This window comes from Flavobacterium sp. (assembly GCF_024642105.1).
Classification (GTDB): domain Bacteria; phylum Bacteroidota; class Bacteroidia; order Flavobacteriales; family Flavobacteriaceae; genus Flavobacterium.
In genome coordinates, this window is sequence record NZ_JAHEBT010000001.1 from 177,986 (window position 1) to 194,334 (window position 16,349).

Genomic DNA, 16,349 nt, shown 5'->3' on the forward strand with positions numbered 1-16,349 from the left:
TTTTGGGTGAAAAGTAAGTTGTACAAACAAAATTGGGGGCACAATTAGTTGTAATAAAATGATCGTAACACCTAGAATATAATAGTGAGATTATCTTTTTTAAGTATTCATGAAATAATTTCCCATGGTATAATTGAACTTATTTCGAATGATGATTTTTTTCGATTTGAAAATAGGTTTGAGCAAATAGGAGATGCGCTCTGTTTCTTTTAAATAGGCATCGTGACCAAAATCAGAATCAATTTCGTGATAAAAAACATTGGGTTTAATCTTTCTTAATTTAAGAAATGTGATGCGATTTTCATCGGCAGGAAATAAACCATCAGTATGGATTCCGATGAGATGAATATTGGCTTTTATGGTATTAGCTATCGATGAAAAATCTCTTCTTTTTCGAGTTAGATCATTCGATTTAAGAAGGAAGTTCATTAGCCTATATCCTGAAATTTGACATTTATTATTGGCTAAAACACATTTTTCAATTGGTGAGATAGAACTAATTTCAAAATTGGTTCGTTTAAAGACTTGGTTGACATATTCTAAATTTCTATAATGCAGGTTGGCAAAACATCGAGCTTCAACTATAGGATCTTCAGAGTTGTTTAAAATTTGATCCTGAATTAAAACATTGGCAATAATTTTATCGGTGGTTTTCCAATCTGTTGCAATTGGAATAAGATTTTCAATTCTTTTAGGTTGTAATGCGGCCATTTCCCAAGCGATTGCACCTCCTAAACTCCCTCCAATTACTGCAAACACATTTTTAATTTTTAGGTAAAAAAGTCCTTCCCAAAAAATTGCGGCAATATCTCTGATAGTAAAATCACGATAATTTGGAATTAAATCCTCAAAATTATTGTCATATCCATTTCCGGGAATATTAAAAGTAATAATGGTGTAGGTGTTAGTGTCGATTGTTTTGTTGTCTCCTATCAATCCATTCCACCATCCATTTCTACCACAAACGGTTGAATTTCCAGTAATTGAATGATTTACAACAATCACCGGAGCAGTACCGATGGGTTGCCCAGCTACTTCATACGATAGCGCAATATGCTCTTGTTGATTTCCTTTTTCTAAATCGAAATTAAATAAGTCAATGGTTCTAATGTTTTTCATAGCTCAAGAATTTTAGATGTGATTAAAACTACAAACAATCAAAAAGTGCTGTATACTTTCTCTTTGATTGACCTAAATAGTCGATAATCGGTATCTTTTGGCTTTAAAGGCTAATAAATTCAATCCCAATTATTGTATTGTTTTTATTTAAAACTATCTTTGTAGCTACATGAATTTTAATTACAAAAACAAACTATATGTCAGACGATAAGAAAGTAATATTCTCAATGTCTAAATTGAGTAAGACGTATTCAAGCAGCAACAAACAAGTATTAAAAGATATTTATCTAAGTTTCTTTTATGGAGCTAAAATTGGTATTCTAGGATTGAATGGTTCTGGTAAATCTTCGCTGTTAAAAATTATTGCAGGAGTTGATAAAAATTACCAAGGAGATGTTGTTTTTGCTCCTGGATATACAGTTGGTTATTTGGAACAAGAACCACAATTAGACGATTCTAAAACAGTAATCGAGATTGTTCGAGAAGGTGTTGCTGAAACGATGGCCGTTTTAGAAGAATACAATCAAATCAATGATTTATTTGGTCTTCCAGAAAATTATGAAGATCAAGACAAAATGGATAAATTGATGGATCGTCAAGCAGCTTTACAAGACAAAATAGATGCTTTAGGTGCTTGGGAAATCGATACCAAATTAGAAATAGCCATGGATGCGTTGCGTACTCCAGAAGGCGATACTCCAATCAAGAATTTGTCAGGAGGGGAACGCCGTCGTGTGGCTTTATGCCGTTTGTTATTGCAACAGCCTGACGTATTGCTTTTGGATGAGCCAACGAATCACTTGGATGCTGAAAGTGTACTTTGGTTAGAACAACACTTAGCACAATATGCCGGAACTGTAATTGCAGTAACGCACGACCGTTATTTCTTAGATAATGTAGCGGGTTGGATTTTGGAATTGGATAGAGGAGAAGGGATTCCATGGAAAGGAAATTATTCTTCTTGGTTGGACCAAAAATCAAATCGTTTAGCTCAAGAAGAAAAAGTAGCGTCCAAACGTAGAAAAACATTAGAACGTGAGTTGGATTGGGTTCGTCAAGGTGCCAAAGGTCGTCAAACCAAACAAAAAGCGCGTTTACAGAATTATGATAAATTGTTAAATGAAGACCAAAAACAATTGGATGAAAAATTAGAGATTTATATTCCAAATGGCCCTCGTTTGGGAACCAATGTAATTGAAGCTAAAAATGTTGCCAAAGCTTTTGGAGATAAGTTATTGTATGATAATTTGAACTTTACTTTACCACAAGCCGGAATTGTGGGTATTATTGGGCCTAATGGTGCTGGTAAATCGACTATTTTCCGAATGATAATGGGAGAAGAAAAACCAGATGCTGGAGCCTTTACTATTGGCGAAACCGTTAAAATTGCTTACGTAGATCAATCGCATTCTAATATCAATCCGGATAAAACCATTTGGGAAAACTTTTGCGATGGTCAAGAATTAATCATGATGGGCGGAAGACAAGTCAATTCTAGAGCGTATCTATCTCGTTTTAACTTTGGAGGAAGCGATCAAAATAAAAAAGTATCGATGCTTTCTGGTGGAGAAAGAAACCGTTTGCACTTGGCTATGACTTTGAAAGAAGAAGGAAACGTTTTACTTTTGGATGAGCCAACCAATGACTTGGATGTAAACACGCTACGTGCCTTAGAAGAAGGGTTAGAGAATTTTGCAGGATGTGCTGTGGTAATTTCACACGACAGATGGTTCTTGGATAGAATTTGTACCCATATCTTGGCTTTTGAAGGAAATTCTGAAGTGTATTTCTTTGAAGGAAGTTTCTCTGATTATGAAGAAAATAAAAAGAAACGTTTAGGAGGAGATTTAACTCCAAAACGATTGAAATACAGAAAATTGATACGAAGTTAAGCTGTTCAATTTTAATAAATAAAAAGAGGATATCGTGTGATATCCTCTTTTTTTATTTTCTTATTTCTTCTTACCAGAATTCATCATTATTAGCACGGCACCTACTAAAGCTACTATTACCAAACCAAAAACAACTATCATAATAAAGGAACCGTTTGCCCAAGAATATAATGGTAAATTTCTCATAATTAAGACTTTTAAGATGAGCCAAATTTAATCCGAAACAAGGTGTTATTTTATGACATTTGTCATGTAAGCCAATTTATTCTAAAAATTTAGATTGCAAGTCTTTTGTAGGAACTAAACAATGCTCTTTTTTACCCAACCATCGATAGCGATTTTCGGCTACGTAATCATAAATGGTATTCGTTACAGCTATTGGAAGCCATTTGAAAATGAGTAAACAATAAAAAACTCCTCCAATACTTTTTGCAATTTCAAAAACGGCTTTTGATTTGTAATAATAGGCTTTATTCGATTCGTATAGAATAATACTATCTATTTTTTGTGTGTAAATTGGAAGCTGTTGAAGTAATTCTTGTCCCAAATCCGATTGCAAAGAGACGAACCGAAAAACATCGTTTTTATCTCTTTTAATAATGAATTGTACCGAGGCAGCACACAAGTTACAAAGTCCGTCAAATAAAATGATTTTTTTATGTTGAGGGAGGTTTTGCATAAATTAATTATTTTGGCATTTCAGCGATTGCTTCAAGTTTCTCTGTTAGTTCAATAATTTCTAAAATATATTGTTGATTTTTTTCATTAAACATTTTTATATCAGAAACTTTAATTGCAGTTCCAGACATACAAACCATAAGCATATTAGTACTTCCAGAACCAATTTCGCTATAATCTATATCTGTTGAAATTAATGCATTTCCACCCATTTTTACACATTGGATCCTTAAATCAGATTTACAAAGATTTGTAGCATTCAATATTTTTTTATTGGTTGTATTTGATGCACCACCAAAAAAATCGTTAAATGATCGTGATAATTCTGTTGCAAAGCCTGTTCCTGAAGTTGTTTGAGCAGTTATCATGTCAATAGCTTCATATTTCCAATCATTTGGAGCAGGAGAAGAAAGAACAGGAATAAAATGTATGATTTGTTTAAGACGATTTTCAATATCGTTTTTTTGTTGTTCAAATTCTTTTGCAATTTTATTTATGTATGGTATCGAACAAACATTACAATAAGCATCGTAATTTAAATTTAAATGTTTATTTATAAATTCAGTTTTTGTTGTTGGAATTAAATTAACTGTACTAAAAAAACCTGTTAGTGCTTTTCCACAGCTGGGGCATTTGTCTAATTTCATATTTATATTTGTTAGATTACTATTCAGATAGTTATATTAAGGTATTTGGAATCTATATTAAAAAAAGCTAAAATATAATTTTTTTTTGAGAGAAAAGTTTTATTATTAATTTTTTTTCACAATCTTAATATTCACTAAAACATACTACTTTTTCACAGCTTCAACTAATTCCAATTCATCTAAACTTACTTTTGAAGTAAATAAACCGTAATTCACAGTGGCTTTGTTTTTCTCAATACTATCAATACTTCCCACAGCTTTTCCGTCAATCATTCGGACACGATCGCCCACTTTAAGAATTGGCCGTGGTTTTTCGATTACGACTTTTACTTTTTTAGCTTTTTTCTCGGCACGAATTTCCTCTACTTGAACTGTCACTTCTTTAATAATTTCTTTTTTCTTTTCAGCAATTACCTTAGTTTCTTTTGCAGAAGCTTTTTTACGTTTGGAGTTTTCTATTTCAACAATCTTTAAAAATTCACCTATCAGCTCTTTTTTGTTTTTATTATTGAAATACTTCTCGGCTATATCTTCAATTTTTTGCCCAATGTAAATCGTCTTTTGATTGCTATCATACAATTCCTGATAACTCTCTAATTTTTGTTTGATTTTGACATTGATGGTCTCCATTTTTTTACTTTCCTCACGCGCTTTGGTTTCTTCTTCTTTTAGCGTTAAGGAAGTTTTTTCTAATTTAGAGCGTTCTTTTTGAAGTGTGGCAATGGTTTTATCAAAACGCACTTTACCTACTTCAATTTTCTTTTTAGCACGATTAATTAAACCATACGGAATTCCATTTTTTTGAGCTACTTCAAAAGTAAACGAACTTCCCGCTTGACCTAAAACCAATTTATACATAGGCTCTAACGATTTTTCGTCAAAAAGCATGTTGGCATTGGTAGCAAAAGGCAATTCGTTAGCTAGAATTTTTAAATTGGAATAGTGAGTCGTAATGATTCCAAAAGCCTCACGATGGTAGAATTCTTCTAAGAAAATTTCAGCCAACGCACCTCCTAATTCTGGATCCGAACCTGTACCAAATTCGTCTATCAAAAACATCGTTTTCTTGTTGCACTTTTTCAAGAAATAATTCATGTTTTTCAAGCGATAGCTGTACGTGCTTAAATGATTTTCTATCGATTGGTTGTCACCAATGTCAGTTAAAATTCGATCAAACAAGAAAGTTTCGCTGCGTTCGTGCACTGGAATCAGCATTCCCGATTGCAGCATTAATTGTAATAAACCAACGGTTTTTAACGAAATAGTTTTCCCTCCCGCATTCGGACCCGAAATGACAATGATTCGGTTTTCTTGTTCTAATTCAATAGTTTGTGGATGCGTAACTTCGTTTTTTTCTGCATTGGTCAAATACAAAATAGGATGGAAGGCATCTCTAAAATACAAGCGACGTTCTTCTGTTATCGTTGGTAAAATCGCATTGATTTTATTGGCATATTTTGCTTTGGCAGCAATAACATCAACATCGCTTAAGAAATTTTGGTATTCGATAAGCAAATCCAAAAAAGGACGAATTTTATTCGATAATTGTTTTAAAATTCGAGTAATTTCTTCCTTTTCTTCGTATTCTAAATTGCTTAATTCTCGAGAGTATTTTAAAGTAGTTTCGGGTTCGATATAGGCAATACTTCCTGTTTTGGAACTCCCTAAAATTGATCCTTTTACTTTACGGCGATACATTGCTAAAACAGCCAGAACACGGCGATTTTGAACAAAACTTTCTCTAATGTCATCCAAATAACCTAGTGAATTGTATTGCGTTAAAGCCACTCCAAAACTTTGATTGACTTTGCCGCGAACCACATTCATGTCACGTCGGATATTCAATAAATCAGGTGAAGCATTGTCTTTAATTTCGCCATATTTATCGACCACTTCATCGACCATAGTGATGATGTCTTTGGTCAATTCTACTCTTGAGGCTCTATTGTTTAAGTTAGGGTAATAATCGTGGAATTTTCTCAAGAAATCCAGCAAGAAATTAACAGTACTGGATAAGTTGGCAATTTTTCTAAAACTCCCTACTTCCAAAAAACTATCTTCAATACCTAAAAATTTAATTTCGTGAGTGATGGCATCAAATCCATGATTGGGTATCGCATTATTATTTTGAAAAGACGACACATATTCCGAAGTCTGCAACAAGGCTTCCATCAGGCTTTCCTTGTCTTTGAAAGGCGTTATTTCAAGTGCTTTTTGTTTTCCAATATCGGTATTACAAATAGCAGACAACGTTTCTAAAACTGTTGGGAATTGTAAATCTTGTAAAGTCTTTTCGGTAATGGATATCATTTATAGTGCTATTGGAAAGAAGCAAAGTTACAAAGTTTAAAAGGAGATTCTTGAAGAAAATGTATAATTTTATACCCGACTTATATTAAATACTATGCAACTCCAATTGAATTCAGAATGGCAATCCATTTTGGCAGAAGAAATCCAGAAACCGTATTTCAGTGAATTACTAGAAATGGTGGATTTGGAGTATCAAAATCATACCTGTTACCCTCCCAAAGATTTGATTTTTTCTGCTTTTGACCATTGTAGTTTTTTGGATATCAAAGTAGTGATCATTGGTCAAGATCCTTATCACGGAAAAGGAGAGGCGAATGGCTTGTGTTTTTCGGTCAATGATGGTATAAAAATTCCGCCCTCTTTGCGCAATATTTACAGGGAATTAGTAGATGATTTGGGTAGTATATTTATACCTAATTCTGGGAATTTAGAGTCGTGGGCTAATCAAGGCGTTTTGTTATTGAATGCAGGATTGACCGTTAGAGAGGACTTACCGAATAGTCATAAACATTTGCAATGGGGTCAATTTACAGATGCCGTGATTCAAAAAATATCGGATGAAAAAGAACATGTCGTTTTTTTACTTTGGGGCAGTTTTGCACACAAAAAAGGAGGTAAGATTAACCGAGAAAAACATTTGGTTTTAGAATCCGTACATCCATCACCCATGAGTGCCAATCAAGGAAAATGGTTTGGAAATAAGCATTTTAGTAAAACCAATTCGTATTTAGAATCTAAAGGCCTGAAACCAATAAATTGGTTGAATTTATAAAAATCTAAACCATTAAGAAATTAAGATAATTTAAGGCTTAATGAGACTTAATACCTTAATGGTTCAAAAGTTTAAATTAAATGATTAAATTACTTTTTAGCTATATCCTCTAAAACAGCTTTATCAGAATAGTTGGTTATAGTAAGTATGATTTCTTGATTTTTTACTGTTTTTCCTTCAATAATATATTTTTTTCCTTTTCCCACAGCAATATTACTTTGGTCAAAATCGACATCGCCATATTGTAATGTGTTTCTAATATCAGTAGTATCTATCCAAGGTTGTGCTAAAATTTGGGTTGCCTTTGGCGAATAGTTAAAAGGTTTGTTTCTCAAATCATTTAGAACTCGGGCATTTGGAAAATAATTGCAACGGGTGTCTTTTCCACTAAAAACCATTGAAACAAAGAATAGCCCCATAATAAGCCCTATAAAATAATACGCAAAACGTTGAAAGAATTTCATACACTAAATTTTTGGCAAAGGTAAAGGAAACTTAATTTAAAAAACAATTAAATTAATATCGTTGTCAGATAAACCAAACCAGTCACCAATAGCTTTATTGGTAAGGATTCCGTGGTACATATAAACTCCGTTTTTTAGTCCTTTGTTACAGCGAATGGCACTTTCGATACCACCATCTTCTGCAATTTGCATCAAATAAGGCGTAATAATATTACTGATGGATAGTGAAGCGGTTTTTGAATAGCGAGAAGGAATGTTGGGAACACAATAATGCACCACATTGTTTTTGATAAACGTTGGTTTCTCGTGTGTGGTAACTTCTGAGGTTTCAAAACAGCCGCCCGTATCAATACTAACATCAACAATTACAGCACCTTTTTTCATGTGTTCTACCATTGTTTCGGTTACTACAACGGGACAACGTTCTATTCCGCGCATGGCACCAATGGCTACATCGCAACGTCTCAGCGCTTTTAGCAATGATTTAGGCTGAATAGTAGAAGTGAAAATACGTTGGTTTAAATTGTTTTGTAAGCGGCGTAATTTGGTAATTGAATTGTCAAAAACTTTGACATTGGCACCCAGCCCAATAGCCGTTTTGGCAGCAAATTCACCTACTGTTCCAGCACCCAAAATAACCACATCAGTAGGAGGGACACCAGTTATATTGCCAAACAGTAAGCCTTTTCCAAATTGATTGGTAATCATCAATTCAGCTGCAATTAATACCGATGCTGTTCCAGCAATTTCGCTTAAGGATTTGACTGCAGGATATGTACCATCTTCATCTTTAATGTATTCAAAAGCTAAGGCGGTTATTTTTTTCTTTGCCAAAGCTTCAAAATACTCTTTTTTTCTTGTCTTAATCTGAATAGCCGAAATGACAATGGTATTTTGATTCATCATTTCAATCTCTGATAAACTCGCTGGTTCTACTTTTAGAATCATCGGGCAACCAAATACTCTTTTTGGATCTTGAGTTACTTCGGCTCCAGCATCGGAATATTCTTTGTCAGAATAACTTGAACTTTCACCCGCACCCGATTCAACCATGACGCGATGTCCATGACAAGTCAATGAATTCACAGCATCAGGAGTCAAACAAATTCGGCGTTCTTGATGACTGGTTTCTTTTGGGATACCAATAAAAAGTTCGCTTTTTTGTTTGGCTATTTCTAATTTTTCCTCTTGAGGTAATAGCTGTTCTTTAGTGAATGGCGATAATGACATGTGTATTCAAATTAAGAGGTACAATTTACGTATTTTTTTTTACCCTTTTTAATTATTGCGAATTAGTCAGTGTAAGATGGCGTTTTCCGTCGTCGACTAACTCAATTGTAATAATAGCATGTTCTTCTGGAATGAGATTGGGAATCTTTTCTGCCCATTCAATAAAACACCAATTTCCCGAATAAAAATAATCATCGGCTCCCATATCTAAAGCTTCCATTTCATTCTTTAATCGATAAAAATCAAAATGGTAAACTATTTGATTAGTAATTGTTTCGTATTCATTAACTAAAGAAAAGGTTGGACTACTTGTTGCTTCGGTAACACCGAGTTTTTTACATAATTGTTTAATTAAAGTAGTCTTTCCTACACCCATTTCTCCGTGAAAAAGAATTACTCTGGCAGGTTGCTGAGCAATGATTTGTTGAGCAACCGATTCAAGTTCGTCTATGGTAAATACTATTTCCATTTATCTTGGATTAAAAACCAAAAATGGGACAATCATTTCTTCTAATGAAATACCTCCATGTTGGTACGTATTTTTATAATAACTAACATAATGATTGAAGTTATTGACATACGCCAAAAATAAATCATTTTTTGCAAAAATATAAGAACTACTCATATTGATACTAGGTAATCCTATTTTTTTAGGATCTTTTACGGCATATACCTCTTTGTTTTCATACGATAGACTTCGACCCGTTTTATAACGTAAATTCAAACTCGTATTTTTATCACCCACTACTTTTGAAGGATTTTTAACATTAATAGTACCATGATCTGTGGTGATAATTAACTTGAATCCCATTTTTTGCGCTTGTTGAATTATCCCTAAAAGTGGCGAATTTTTAAACCAACTTAAGGTTAGAGAACGGTATGCTTTATCGTCAGGAGCTAATTCTTTAATTACTTCCATTTCAGTTTTAGCATGAGATAACATATCGACAAAATTATAAACTACCGTAACCAAATCGTTGTTTTTTAACGATTTGAAATTCTCTACTAATTTACGTCCGCTAGCTAGATTAGTAATTTTGAAATAATCTTGTTTGATATTCAACCCAAGACGCTTTAGCTGTGAAGTTAAAAATTCGGCTTCAAACATATTTTTCCCACCTTCATCGGTATCATTTTTCCAATATTCCGGAAATTGCTTTTCCATTTCTACGGGTAATAAACCAGAGAAAATAGCATTTCGAGCATATTGTGTAGCAGTAGGTAAAATAGCGTAGTAAGGCACTTCTTTTTCTAATTTATAATGATTGCTTACTACGTTTTCCAACACTTCCCATTGATCATAACGCAAATTATCAATTACAACAAAAAGTACGGGTTTGTCTTTTTTTATAATTTCAGGAACGACTAATTCTTTAAATAAAGTGTGTGATAATACAGGACGATTGGCTTTGGGTTCAAACCAATTTTCGTAATTGCGTTCTATGAATTTTCCAAATTGAGAATTGGCTTCTGTTTTTTGGGATTCCAAAATAGAACTCATCCCAGCATCGTTGATATTCTCGAGTTGTAATTCCCAAAAAATCAATTTTTTATACAATTCAATCCAATCTTCAAAAGAATTGACGGATGCCATTTCTAAGGTGATTTTCCTAAATTCCTTTTGATAATCTAAGGTTGTTTTTTGAGAAATTAAACGCGAATGGTCTAGATTCTTTTTTAAGCTTAGTAAAATCTGATTGGGGTTTACGGGTTTAATGAGATAATCGGCAATTTTGGAACCAATCGCTTCTTCCATGATGTATTCTTCCTCGCTTTTGGTAATCATAATCATTGGAACAGACGATTTTTTTTCTTTCATTTCTGAAAGCGTTTCTAAACCACTCATACCCGGCATATTTTCGTCAAGAAAGACAATGTCAAAGTTATTGCTTTCAAAAATACCAATAGCGTCCAAGCCATTATTACAAGTAGTTACACTGTAATTTTTCTTTTCTAAAAATAAAATATGAGGCTTTAAAAGGTCTATTTCATCGTCTACCCAAAGGATCTTTATTGTATCTTCCATAGTGCGTTATCTATTACCGAAGGGCAATTTACAGTTTTTAAAACGTTGCTTTGCTAAAATAAATATAATTTTTTGAAATTACCGAAGCTAAAATAGTGACAAACAGAATTTTCCACTACTTAAAAAAAATAGTTCGCTTTAACTTGCTTGTCAAGACGAATTTACTACTTTTATACTTTATCAAATTAACTAAAAACTATGAAAACTAAAACAATTAAAAACGCTTTATTAGTGACTGTATTTTCAGTTACAGCGTCTTTTGCACAACACGCTTTTGTAAACACACCTCCTGAGGTTTCGCCAATGCCAATGAAACCAGAAATGACTGAAATTTGGAATCCAGAAGTAAGAGTAATTACTCCAGCTAAAAAAATAGGTGATGCACCTTCGGATGCGATTGTCTTATTTGATGGTAAAAACTTAAACCAATGGGTAAATAAAAAAGACAATAGCAAGCCTGCAGGATGGAAAATTGTCAATAATGATTATTTTGAAGTAGTTCCAGATTCAGGGGATATTCAAACTATAATGAAATTTGGAGATTGTCAATTGCACATCGAATGGAGCGCTCCAGATGAAGTAGTTGATGGTGGTCAAATGAGAGGAAATAGCGGTGTATTTTTGCAAAACCGTTATGAATTACAAGTGTTAGATTCATACAACAACAGAACCTACAACAATGGACAAGCGGGAAGTATTTATAAAGATCATCCACCATTAGTAAATGCAATGAAATCTCCATTAGAGTGGAATGTATACGATGTAATTTATACAGCACCTCGTTTCAAAGCGAATGGATTGATTGATGCTCCAGCAAGAATTACCGTTTTTCATAATGGTGTTGTGGTTCAAAATAACACTACTATCAATGGTTTGACATTGTATATGGGATTGCATAATTATCCTGAATCTCATGGAGAAGACGTTATCTCACTTCAAGACCATGGTTGCAAAACACAATTCAGAAACATTTGGCTGAGAAGATTATAAAAACTAAAAGGAGAGCAATTGCTCTCCTTTTTTATTAAGGTTGATTTACAATTCATAATCGGTTTTAGAGTTAATGCTTAGTTCATCAACATTTTTTTGAGTGCCAATTTCTTTTCCTTTTTCTAAGGCTAAAATTAATTCTTGTTCTTTGGTAAGTTCTAAATTTTGATTAGAAGCACTCATCAACGATTTAATCTTTTCTATTAAAGCATGATCTTGAATTTGAGTAATCCAGTTAATCAAATGTAGCTTGTCGTTCTGTAATTTTTGATTGTCCATCTCTTTTCTAATTTAGTTCTAAATTAATACCCTTTCTAACAAATTTAAGAAAAAAACGGATTCAAAACATAAATCAATTTTCCTTATATTTGTTGCCCTAAAGCACTATAATGTGAGCCAAATCAATAAACTTAAAATATTCAATGATCCTATCTATGGATTCATTACTATTCCTAACGCTTTAATCTACGATTTAATTCAGCATCCTTATTTTCAACGTTTGCGACGTATTTCTCAAATGGGATTGTCGTATTTAGTCTATCCAGGTGCCAATCACACTCGCTTTCATCATGCTTTAGGTTGTATGCATTTGATGCAAAAAGCCGTTGATGTGTTGAGATTTAAAGGCGTTTCTGTTTCTGAAGAAGAGGAAAATGCTTTGTATATAGCCATATTACTTCATGATATTGGTCATGGACCATTTTCACATGCTATGGAAAAAAGTATTGTTGAAAATGTGCATCACGAAGCTATCTCATTACTTTTCATGAATCAATTGAACGAAGAATTCAACGGACAATTGAGTTTGGCTATTCAAGTTTTTAAAGGAGAATACCATCGTAAATTCATGTTGCAATTGATTTCAAGTCAATTGGATATGGATCGTATGGATTATTTAAAACGCGATAGTTTTTATTCGGGAGTAGCAGAAGGGAACGTCAATTCAGAACGTTTGATTCAAATGATGAACGTGGTGGATGATGTTTTGGTGATTGAAGAAAAAGGAATTTATTCCGTAGAGAAATTCTTGATGTCACGACGTTTAATGTATTGGCAGGCGTATTTACACAAAACTAGTTTGGTGGCTGAATTAATTTTGACCAAAGTGCTAAAGCGAGCCAAAGAACTAACATTGAAAGGTGTTGAATTACCTTGTAGTGAACCGTTATTGTTTTTTATGCAAAATCGAATTGCTCTTGAAGATTTTGATGCTAATACACTCGATTTATTTTCACAGTTAGACGATTTTGATATCATTAGTGCTTTAAAATCATGGCAACGACAGGATGATTTTATTTTGTCTTCATTGAGCAAAATGATTATCAATCGCGATTTACCAAAGATTAAAGTGGCTTCCGAAAAAATACTTTTGGACGAAATAGCGCCTTTACAAGAACGTTTTGCAGCCGAAAATAACATATCGGTTTCAGATACGAATTATTTTATTTTTAAAGGAAAAATTAAGAATCAAGCCTACAGCAAAGAAGCCGAACCAATTCGAATTCTGAAAAAAGACAAAACTATTGAAGATGTAGTAGAAGCATCAGACCAATTGAATTTGAAATCATTATCAAAATTAGTAACTAAATATTACATATGTTTTCCAAAACAACTGGTGTAAAAACGCTGTAATAAAATCTATTTTTTATATTTTTGTCGGAATGAAACAAACAAAGTTATCTTTATTATATACTCAAATCACTTTATTAAGTGCGTTTCATTGTATGCCTATCTCAAAAACGATCCTCTAGAATGAAGTTTACAGCAGAGCAAATAGCGGAAATTTTAGAAGGTGAGGTCGTAGGGAATCCTAATGCCGAAGTGTCTACATTATCCAAAATAGAGGAAGGACAAGAAGGGTCTTTGACTTTTTTATCCAATCCAAAATACCAAAATTTCATCTATACAACAAAAGCGTCTGTTACTATTGTAAATAATACATTTGTACCAGAATCAGCTGTAACAACAACTTTAATAAAAGTAAAGGATGCTTATGGCGCTTTTACCAAATTATTAGAGTTTTACAATCAAGTTAAATTGAATAAAACCGGAATTGAACCACTTTCATTTATTGACGAAAGTGCTCAATATGGTGCTGATTTGTACTTAGGAAGTTTTAGTTACATCGGAAAAAATGTAGTTTTAGGGAATAATGTCAAAATATATCCCAATTCATTTGTTGGTGATAATGCTGTGATTGGTGACAATGTGACCATTTTTGCAGGAGGAAAAATTTATTCAGAAACAGTAATTGGAAATAATTGTACCATTCATTCTGGAGCAATCATTGGATCTGATGGTTTTGGGTTTGCTCCTAATGCTGATGGAACCTACAAAAAAATTCCTCAAATAGGGAATGTAGTTATTGAAGATGATGTTGAAATAGGCGCCTGTACCACGATTGACAGAGCCACTATGGGTTCAACAATTATTCGAAAAGGGGTTAAATTAGATAACCAAATTCAAATTGCTCACAATGTTGAAATTGGAGAAAATACGGTAATTGCAGCTCAAACTGGAATTGCAGGATCTACCAAAATAGGTAAAAATGGAATGATAGGAGGGCAAGTAGGTTTCGCAGGACATATTACGGTGGGAGATAATGTTGGTATCAAAGCCAAATCGGGGATTACTAAAAATGTAAAAGAGGGGCAAATCATGCAAGGAAGTCTTGCTTTTGGCTATTCTGATTTTTCGAAATCCTATGTTCATTTTAAAAATTTACCTAAAATTGTCGCTGAACTAGAAGAGTTAAAAAAAGAAATACTAAACCAAAAAAACAAACAAAATGGTTAAACAGAAAACCATCAAAACAGAAATTTCGCTAACAGGAGTTGGACTACACACAGGTAAAGAAGTTACTATGACTTTTAAACCTGCACCAGTAAATAATGGCTTTACTTTTGTTAGAGTAGATCTGGAAGGACAACCAGTAATTGAGGCTGATGCTAATTATGTAGTCAATACACAACGTGGCACCAATTTAGAAAAATTAGGAGTTCAAATCCAAACTCCAGAACACGTTTTAGCTGCCTTGACAGGTTGTGATTTAGATAACGTTATTATTGAATTAAACGCGTCTGAATTACCAATTATGGATGGTTCTTCTAAATATTTTGTTGAAGCTATCGAAAAAGCAGGAGTTGAGGAACAACAGGCTAAACGTAATGTTTATGTAGTAAAAGAAGTTATTTCTTTCACAGATGAAGCTACAGGGAGTGAAATTTTAGTAATGCCTAGTGATAATTATTGCATTACTACCATGGTAGATTTTGGAACTAAAATTTTAGGAACTCAAAATGCTACAATGAAATGTCTTTCTGAATTTAAAAAGGAATTTTCAGATTCAAGAACCTTTAGCTTTTTACACGAATTAGAATCTCTTTTAAATAACGGACTAATTAAAGGTGGCGATTTGAATAATGCTATTGTATATGTTGATAAAGAAATATCAGCAACTACAATGGAAAATCTAAAAAAAGCATTTGGAAAAGAGGAATTAACCGTGAAACCAAATGGAATTTTAGACAATCTTACATTGCATTATCCTAACGAGGCGGCAAGACATAAATTATTAGATGTTGTTGGTGATTTATCTTTAATTGGGACTAGAATCCAAGGAAAAGTAATTGCGAATAAACCAGGTCATTATGTCAATACGCAGTTTGCTAAAAAATTAGCTAAGATTATAAAAATTGAACAACGTAATTTTGTTCCAACGTATGATTTACATCAAGAACCATTGATGGATATTCATAAAATTATGGAAACATTACCCCATAGGCCTCCTTTTTTATTGATTGATAGAATTATCGAAATGTCTGAAAATCATGTGGTAGGAATGAAAAATGTAACTATGAACGAAAATTTCTTCGTAGGACATTTTCCAGAAGCACCAGTTATGCCGGGTGTTTTAATTGTAGAAGCTATGGCACAAACAGGTGGGGTTTTAGTATTAAGTACTGTTCCAGATCCAGAAAATTATTTGACTTATTTCATGAAAATGGATAATGTCAAATTCAAACATAAAGTACTTCCAGGAGATACTTTGATATTTAAATGTGACTTGATTACTCCTATAAGAAGAGGAATTTGTCATATGCAAGCCAATGCTTATGCTAATGGTAAATTAGTAGCAGAAGCAGAATTAATGGCGCAAATTGCTAGAAAACAATAAAATTTAGAAAATTCGCAGTAGTTTTACTGCGAATTTTCTAATTA

At 33.1% G+C, this 16,349-nt stretch carries 16 protein-coding genes; 6 read left to right on the top strand and 10 right to left on the bottom strand.

The window, feature by feature from the left end; genetic code table 11:
- Nucleotides 1–99: 99 nt before the first annotated feature.
- Nucleotides 100–1,119, bottom strand: a complete 1,020-nt coding sequence (locus Q0L65_RS00845; protein ID WP_296682406.1) for an alpha/beta fold hydrolase — start codon at nucleotides 1,117–1,119, stop codon at nucleotides 100–102.
- Between the two features lie 197 nt (nucleotides 1,120–1,316).
- Here Q0L65_RS00845 and ettA point away from each other — a divergent pair, with 197 nt between their 5' ends.
- Nucleotides 1,317–3,011 carry an energy-dependent translational throttle protein EttA gene (ettA, locus tag Q0L65_RS00850; protein WP_296682408.1) on the top strand — a complete coding sequence of 565 codons (1,695 nt, stop codon included), beginning with the start codon at nucleotides 1,317–1,319 and terminating at the stop codon, nucleotides 3,009–3,011.
- A 60-nt stretch (nucleotides 3,012–3,071) separates the two neighbouring features.
- On the opposite strand, the gene Q0L65_RS00855 is transcribed toward ettA, so the two are convergent.
- The 4 genes from Q0L65_RS00855 to Q0L65_RS00870 form a co-directional block, all read right to left on the bottom strand.
- Nucleotides 3,072–3,197: a hypothetical protein gene (locus Q0L65_RS00855; RefSeq protein WP_296682410.1), complete on the bottom strand. Its 126-nt coding sequence runs from the start codon at nucleotides 3,195–3,197 to the stop codon at nucleotides 3,072–3,074.
- Nucleotides 3,198–3,273: 76 nt separating this feature from the next.
- The gene (locus Q0L65_RS00860; RefSeq protein ID WP_296682413.1) at nucleotides 3,274–3,690 is read right to left on the bottom strand and encodes a DUF393 domain-containing protein; all 417 of its coding nucleotides are present in this window, start codon (nucleotides 3,688–3,690) and stop codon (nucleotides 3,274–3,276) included.
- A 7-nt stretch (nucleotides 3,691–3,697) separates the two neighbouring features.
- Entirely contained in the window at nucleotides 3,698–4,336 is a 639-nt protein-coding gene (locus Q0L65_RS00865; protein ID WP_296682415.1) for a heavy metal-binding domain-containing protein, read from the bottom strand.
- 144 nt (nucleotides 4,337–4,480) lie between these two features.
- Entirely contained in the window at nucleotides 4,481–6,646 is a 2,166-nt protein-coding gene (locus Q0L65_RS00870) for a DNA mismatch repair protein MutS (RefSeq protein ID WP_296682417.1), read from the bottom strand.
- A gap of 94 nt (nucleotides 6,647–6,740) precedes the next feature.
- On the opposite strand from Q0L65_RS00870, the gene ung reads away from it, so the two are divergent.
- On the top strand, nucleotides 6,741–7,418 hold the full coding sequence (gene ung / locus Q0L65_RS00875) for a uracil-DNA glycosylase (RefSeq protein ID WP_296682419.1): 678 nt from the start codon (nucleotides 6,741–6,743) through the stop codon (nucleotides 7,416–7,418).
- 89 nt (nucleotides 7,419–7,507) lie between these two features.
- On the opposite strand, the gene Q0L65_RS00880 is transcribed toward ung, so the two are convergent.
- Genes Q0L65_RS00880 through Q0L65_RS00895 form a run of 4 tightly spaced genes read right to left on the bottom strand, consistent with a single transcriptional unit; the run spans nucleotide 7,508 to nucleotide 11,138 of the window.
- A complete protein-coding gene (locus Q0L65_RS00880) occupies nucleotides 7,508–7,882 on the bottom strand; it encodes a DUF4258 domain-containing protein (protein WP_296682422.1) in 375 nt (124 codons plus the stop codon).
- Nucleotides 7,883–7,918: 36 nt separating this feature from the next.
- Nucleotides 7,919–9,118, bottom strand: coding sequence for an alanine dehydrogenase (locus Q0L65_RS00885; protein WP_296682521.1), 1,200 nt, complete (start codon nucleotides 9,116–9,118; stop codon nucleotides 7,919–7,921).
- Between the two features lie 46 nt (nucleotides 9,119–9,164).
- Nucleotides 9,165–9,581 (bottom strand): tRNA (adenosine(37)-N6)-threonylcarbamoyltransferase complex ATPase subunit type 1 TsaE, encoded by a 417-nt coding sequence (gene tsaE, locus Q0L65_RS00890; RefSeq protein ID WP_296682423.1) that lies wholly within the window; start codon nucleotides 9,579–9,581, stop codon nucleotides 9,165–9,167.
- Nucleotides 9,582–11,138, bottom strand: a complete 1,557-nt coding sequence (locus tag Q0L65_RS00895; protein ID WP_296682425.1) for a bifunctional response regulator/alkaline phosphatase family protein — start codon at nucleotides 11,136–11,138, stop codon at nucleotides 9,582–9,584.
- 198 nt (nucleotides 11,139–11,336) lie between these two features.
- Between Q0L65_RS00895 and Q0L65_RS00900 the strand changes: the two genes are divergently transcribed.
- Nucleotides 11,337–12,128 (top strand): DUF1080 domain-containing protein, encoded by a 792-nt coding sequence (locus Q0L65_RS00900; protein WP_296682426.1) that lies wholly within the window; start codon nucleotides 11,337–11,339, stop codon nucleotides 12,126–12,128.
- Nucleotides 12,129–12,173: 45 nt separating this feature from the next.
- Here the strand turns inward: Q0L65_RS00900 and Q0L65_RS00905 are convergent, their stop codons facing one another.
- On the bottom strand, nucleotides 12,174–12,407 hold the full coding sequence (locus Q0L65_RS00905) for a hypothetical protein (protein ID WP_296682428.1): 234 nt from the start codon (nucleotides 12,405–12,407) through the stop codon (nucleotides 12,174–12,176).
- Between the two features lie 112 nt (nucleotides 12,408–12,519).
- On the opposite strand from Q0L65_RS00905, the gene Q0L65_RS00910 reads away from it, so the two are divergent.
- The 3 genes from Q0L65_RS00910 (at nucleotide 12,520) to Q0L65_RS00920 (ending at nucleotide 16,305) form a co-directional block, all read left to right on the top strand.
- Nucleotides 12,520–13,749 carry an HD domain-containing protein gene (locus tag Q0L65_RS00910; RefSeq protein WP_296682429.1) on the top strand — a complete coding sequence of 410 codons (1,230 nt, stop codon included), beginning with the start codon at nucleotides 12,520–12,522 and terminating at the stop codon, nucleotides 13,747–13,749.
- Between the two features lie 131 nt (nucleotides 13,750–13,880).
- Entirely contained in the window at nucleotides 13,881–14,924 is a 1,044-nt protein-coding gene (lpxD, locus tag Q0L65_RS00915) for a UDP-3-O-(3-hydroxymyristoyl)glucosamine N-acyltransferase (RefSeq protein ID WP_296682431.1), read from the top strand.
- The gene (locus Q0L65_RS00920) at nucleotides 14,917–16,305 is read left to right on the top strand and encodes a bifunctional UDP-3-O-[3-hydroxymyristoyl] N-acetylglucosamine deacetylase/3-hydroxyacyl-ACP dehydratase (RefSeq protein WP_296682433.1); all 1,389 of its coding nucleotides are present in this window, start codon (nucleotides 14,917–14,919) and stop codon (nucleotides 16,303–16,305) included. Before lpxD ends, Q0L65_RS00920 begins: the two co-directional genes overlap by 8 nt.
- Nucleotides 16,306–16,349: the final 44 nt, after the last annotated feature.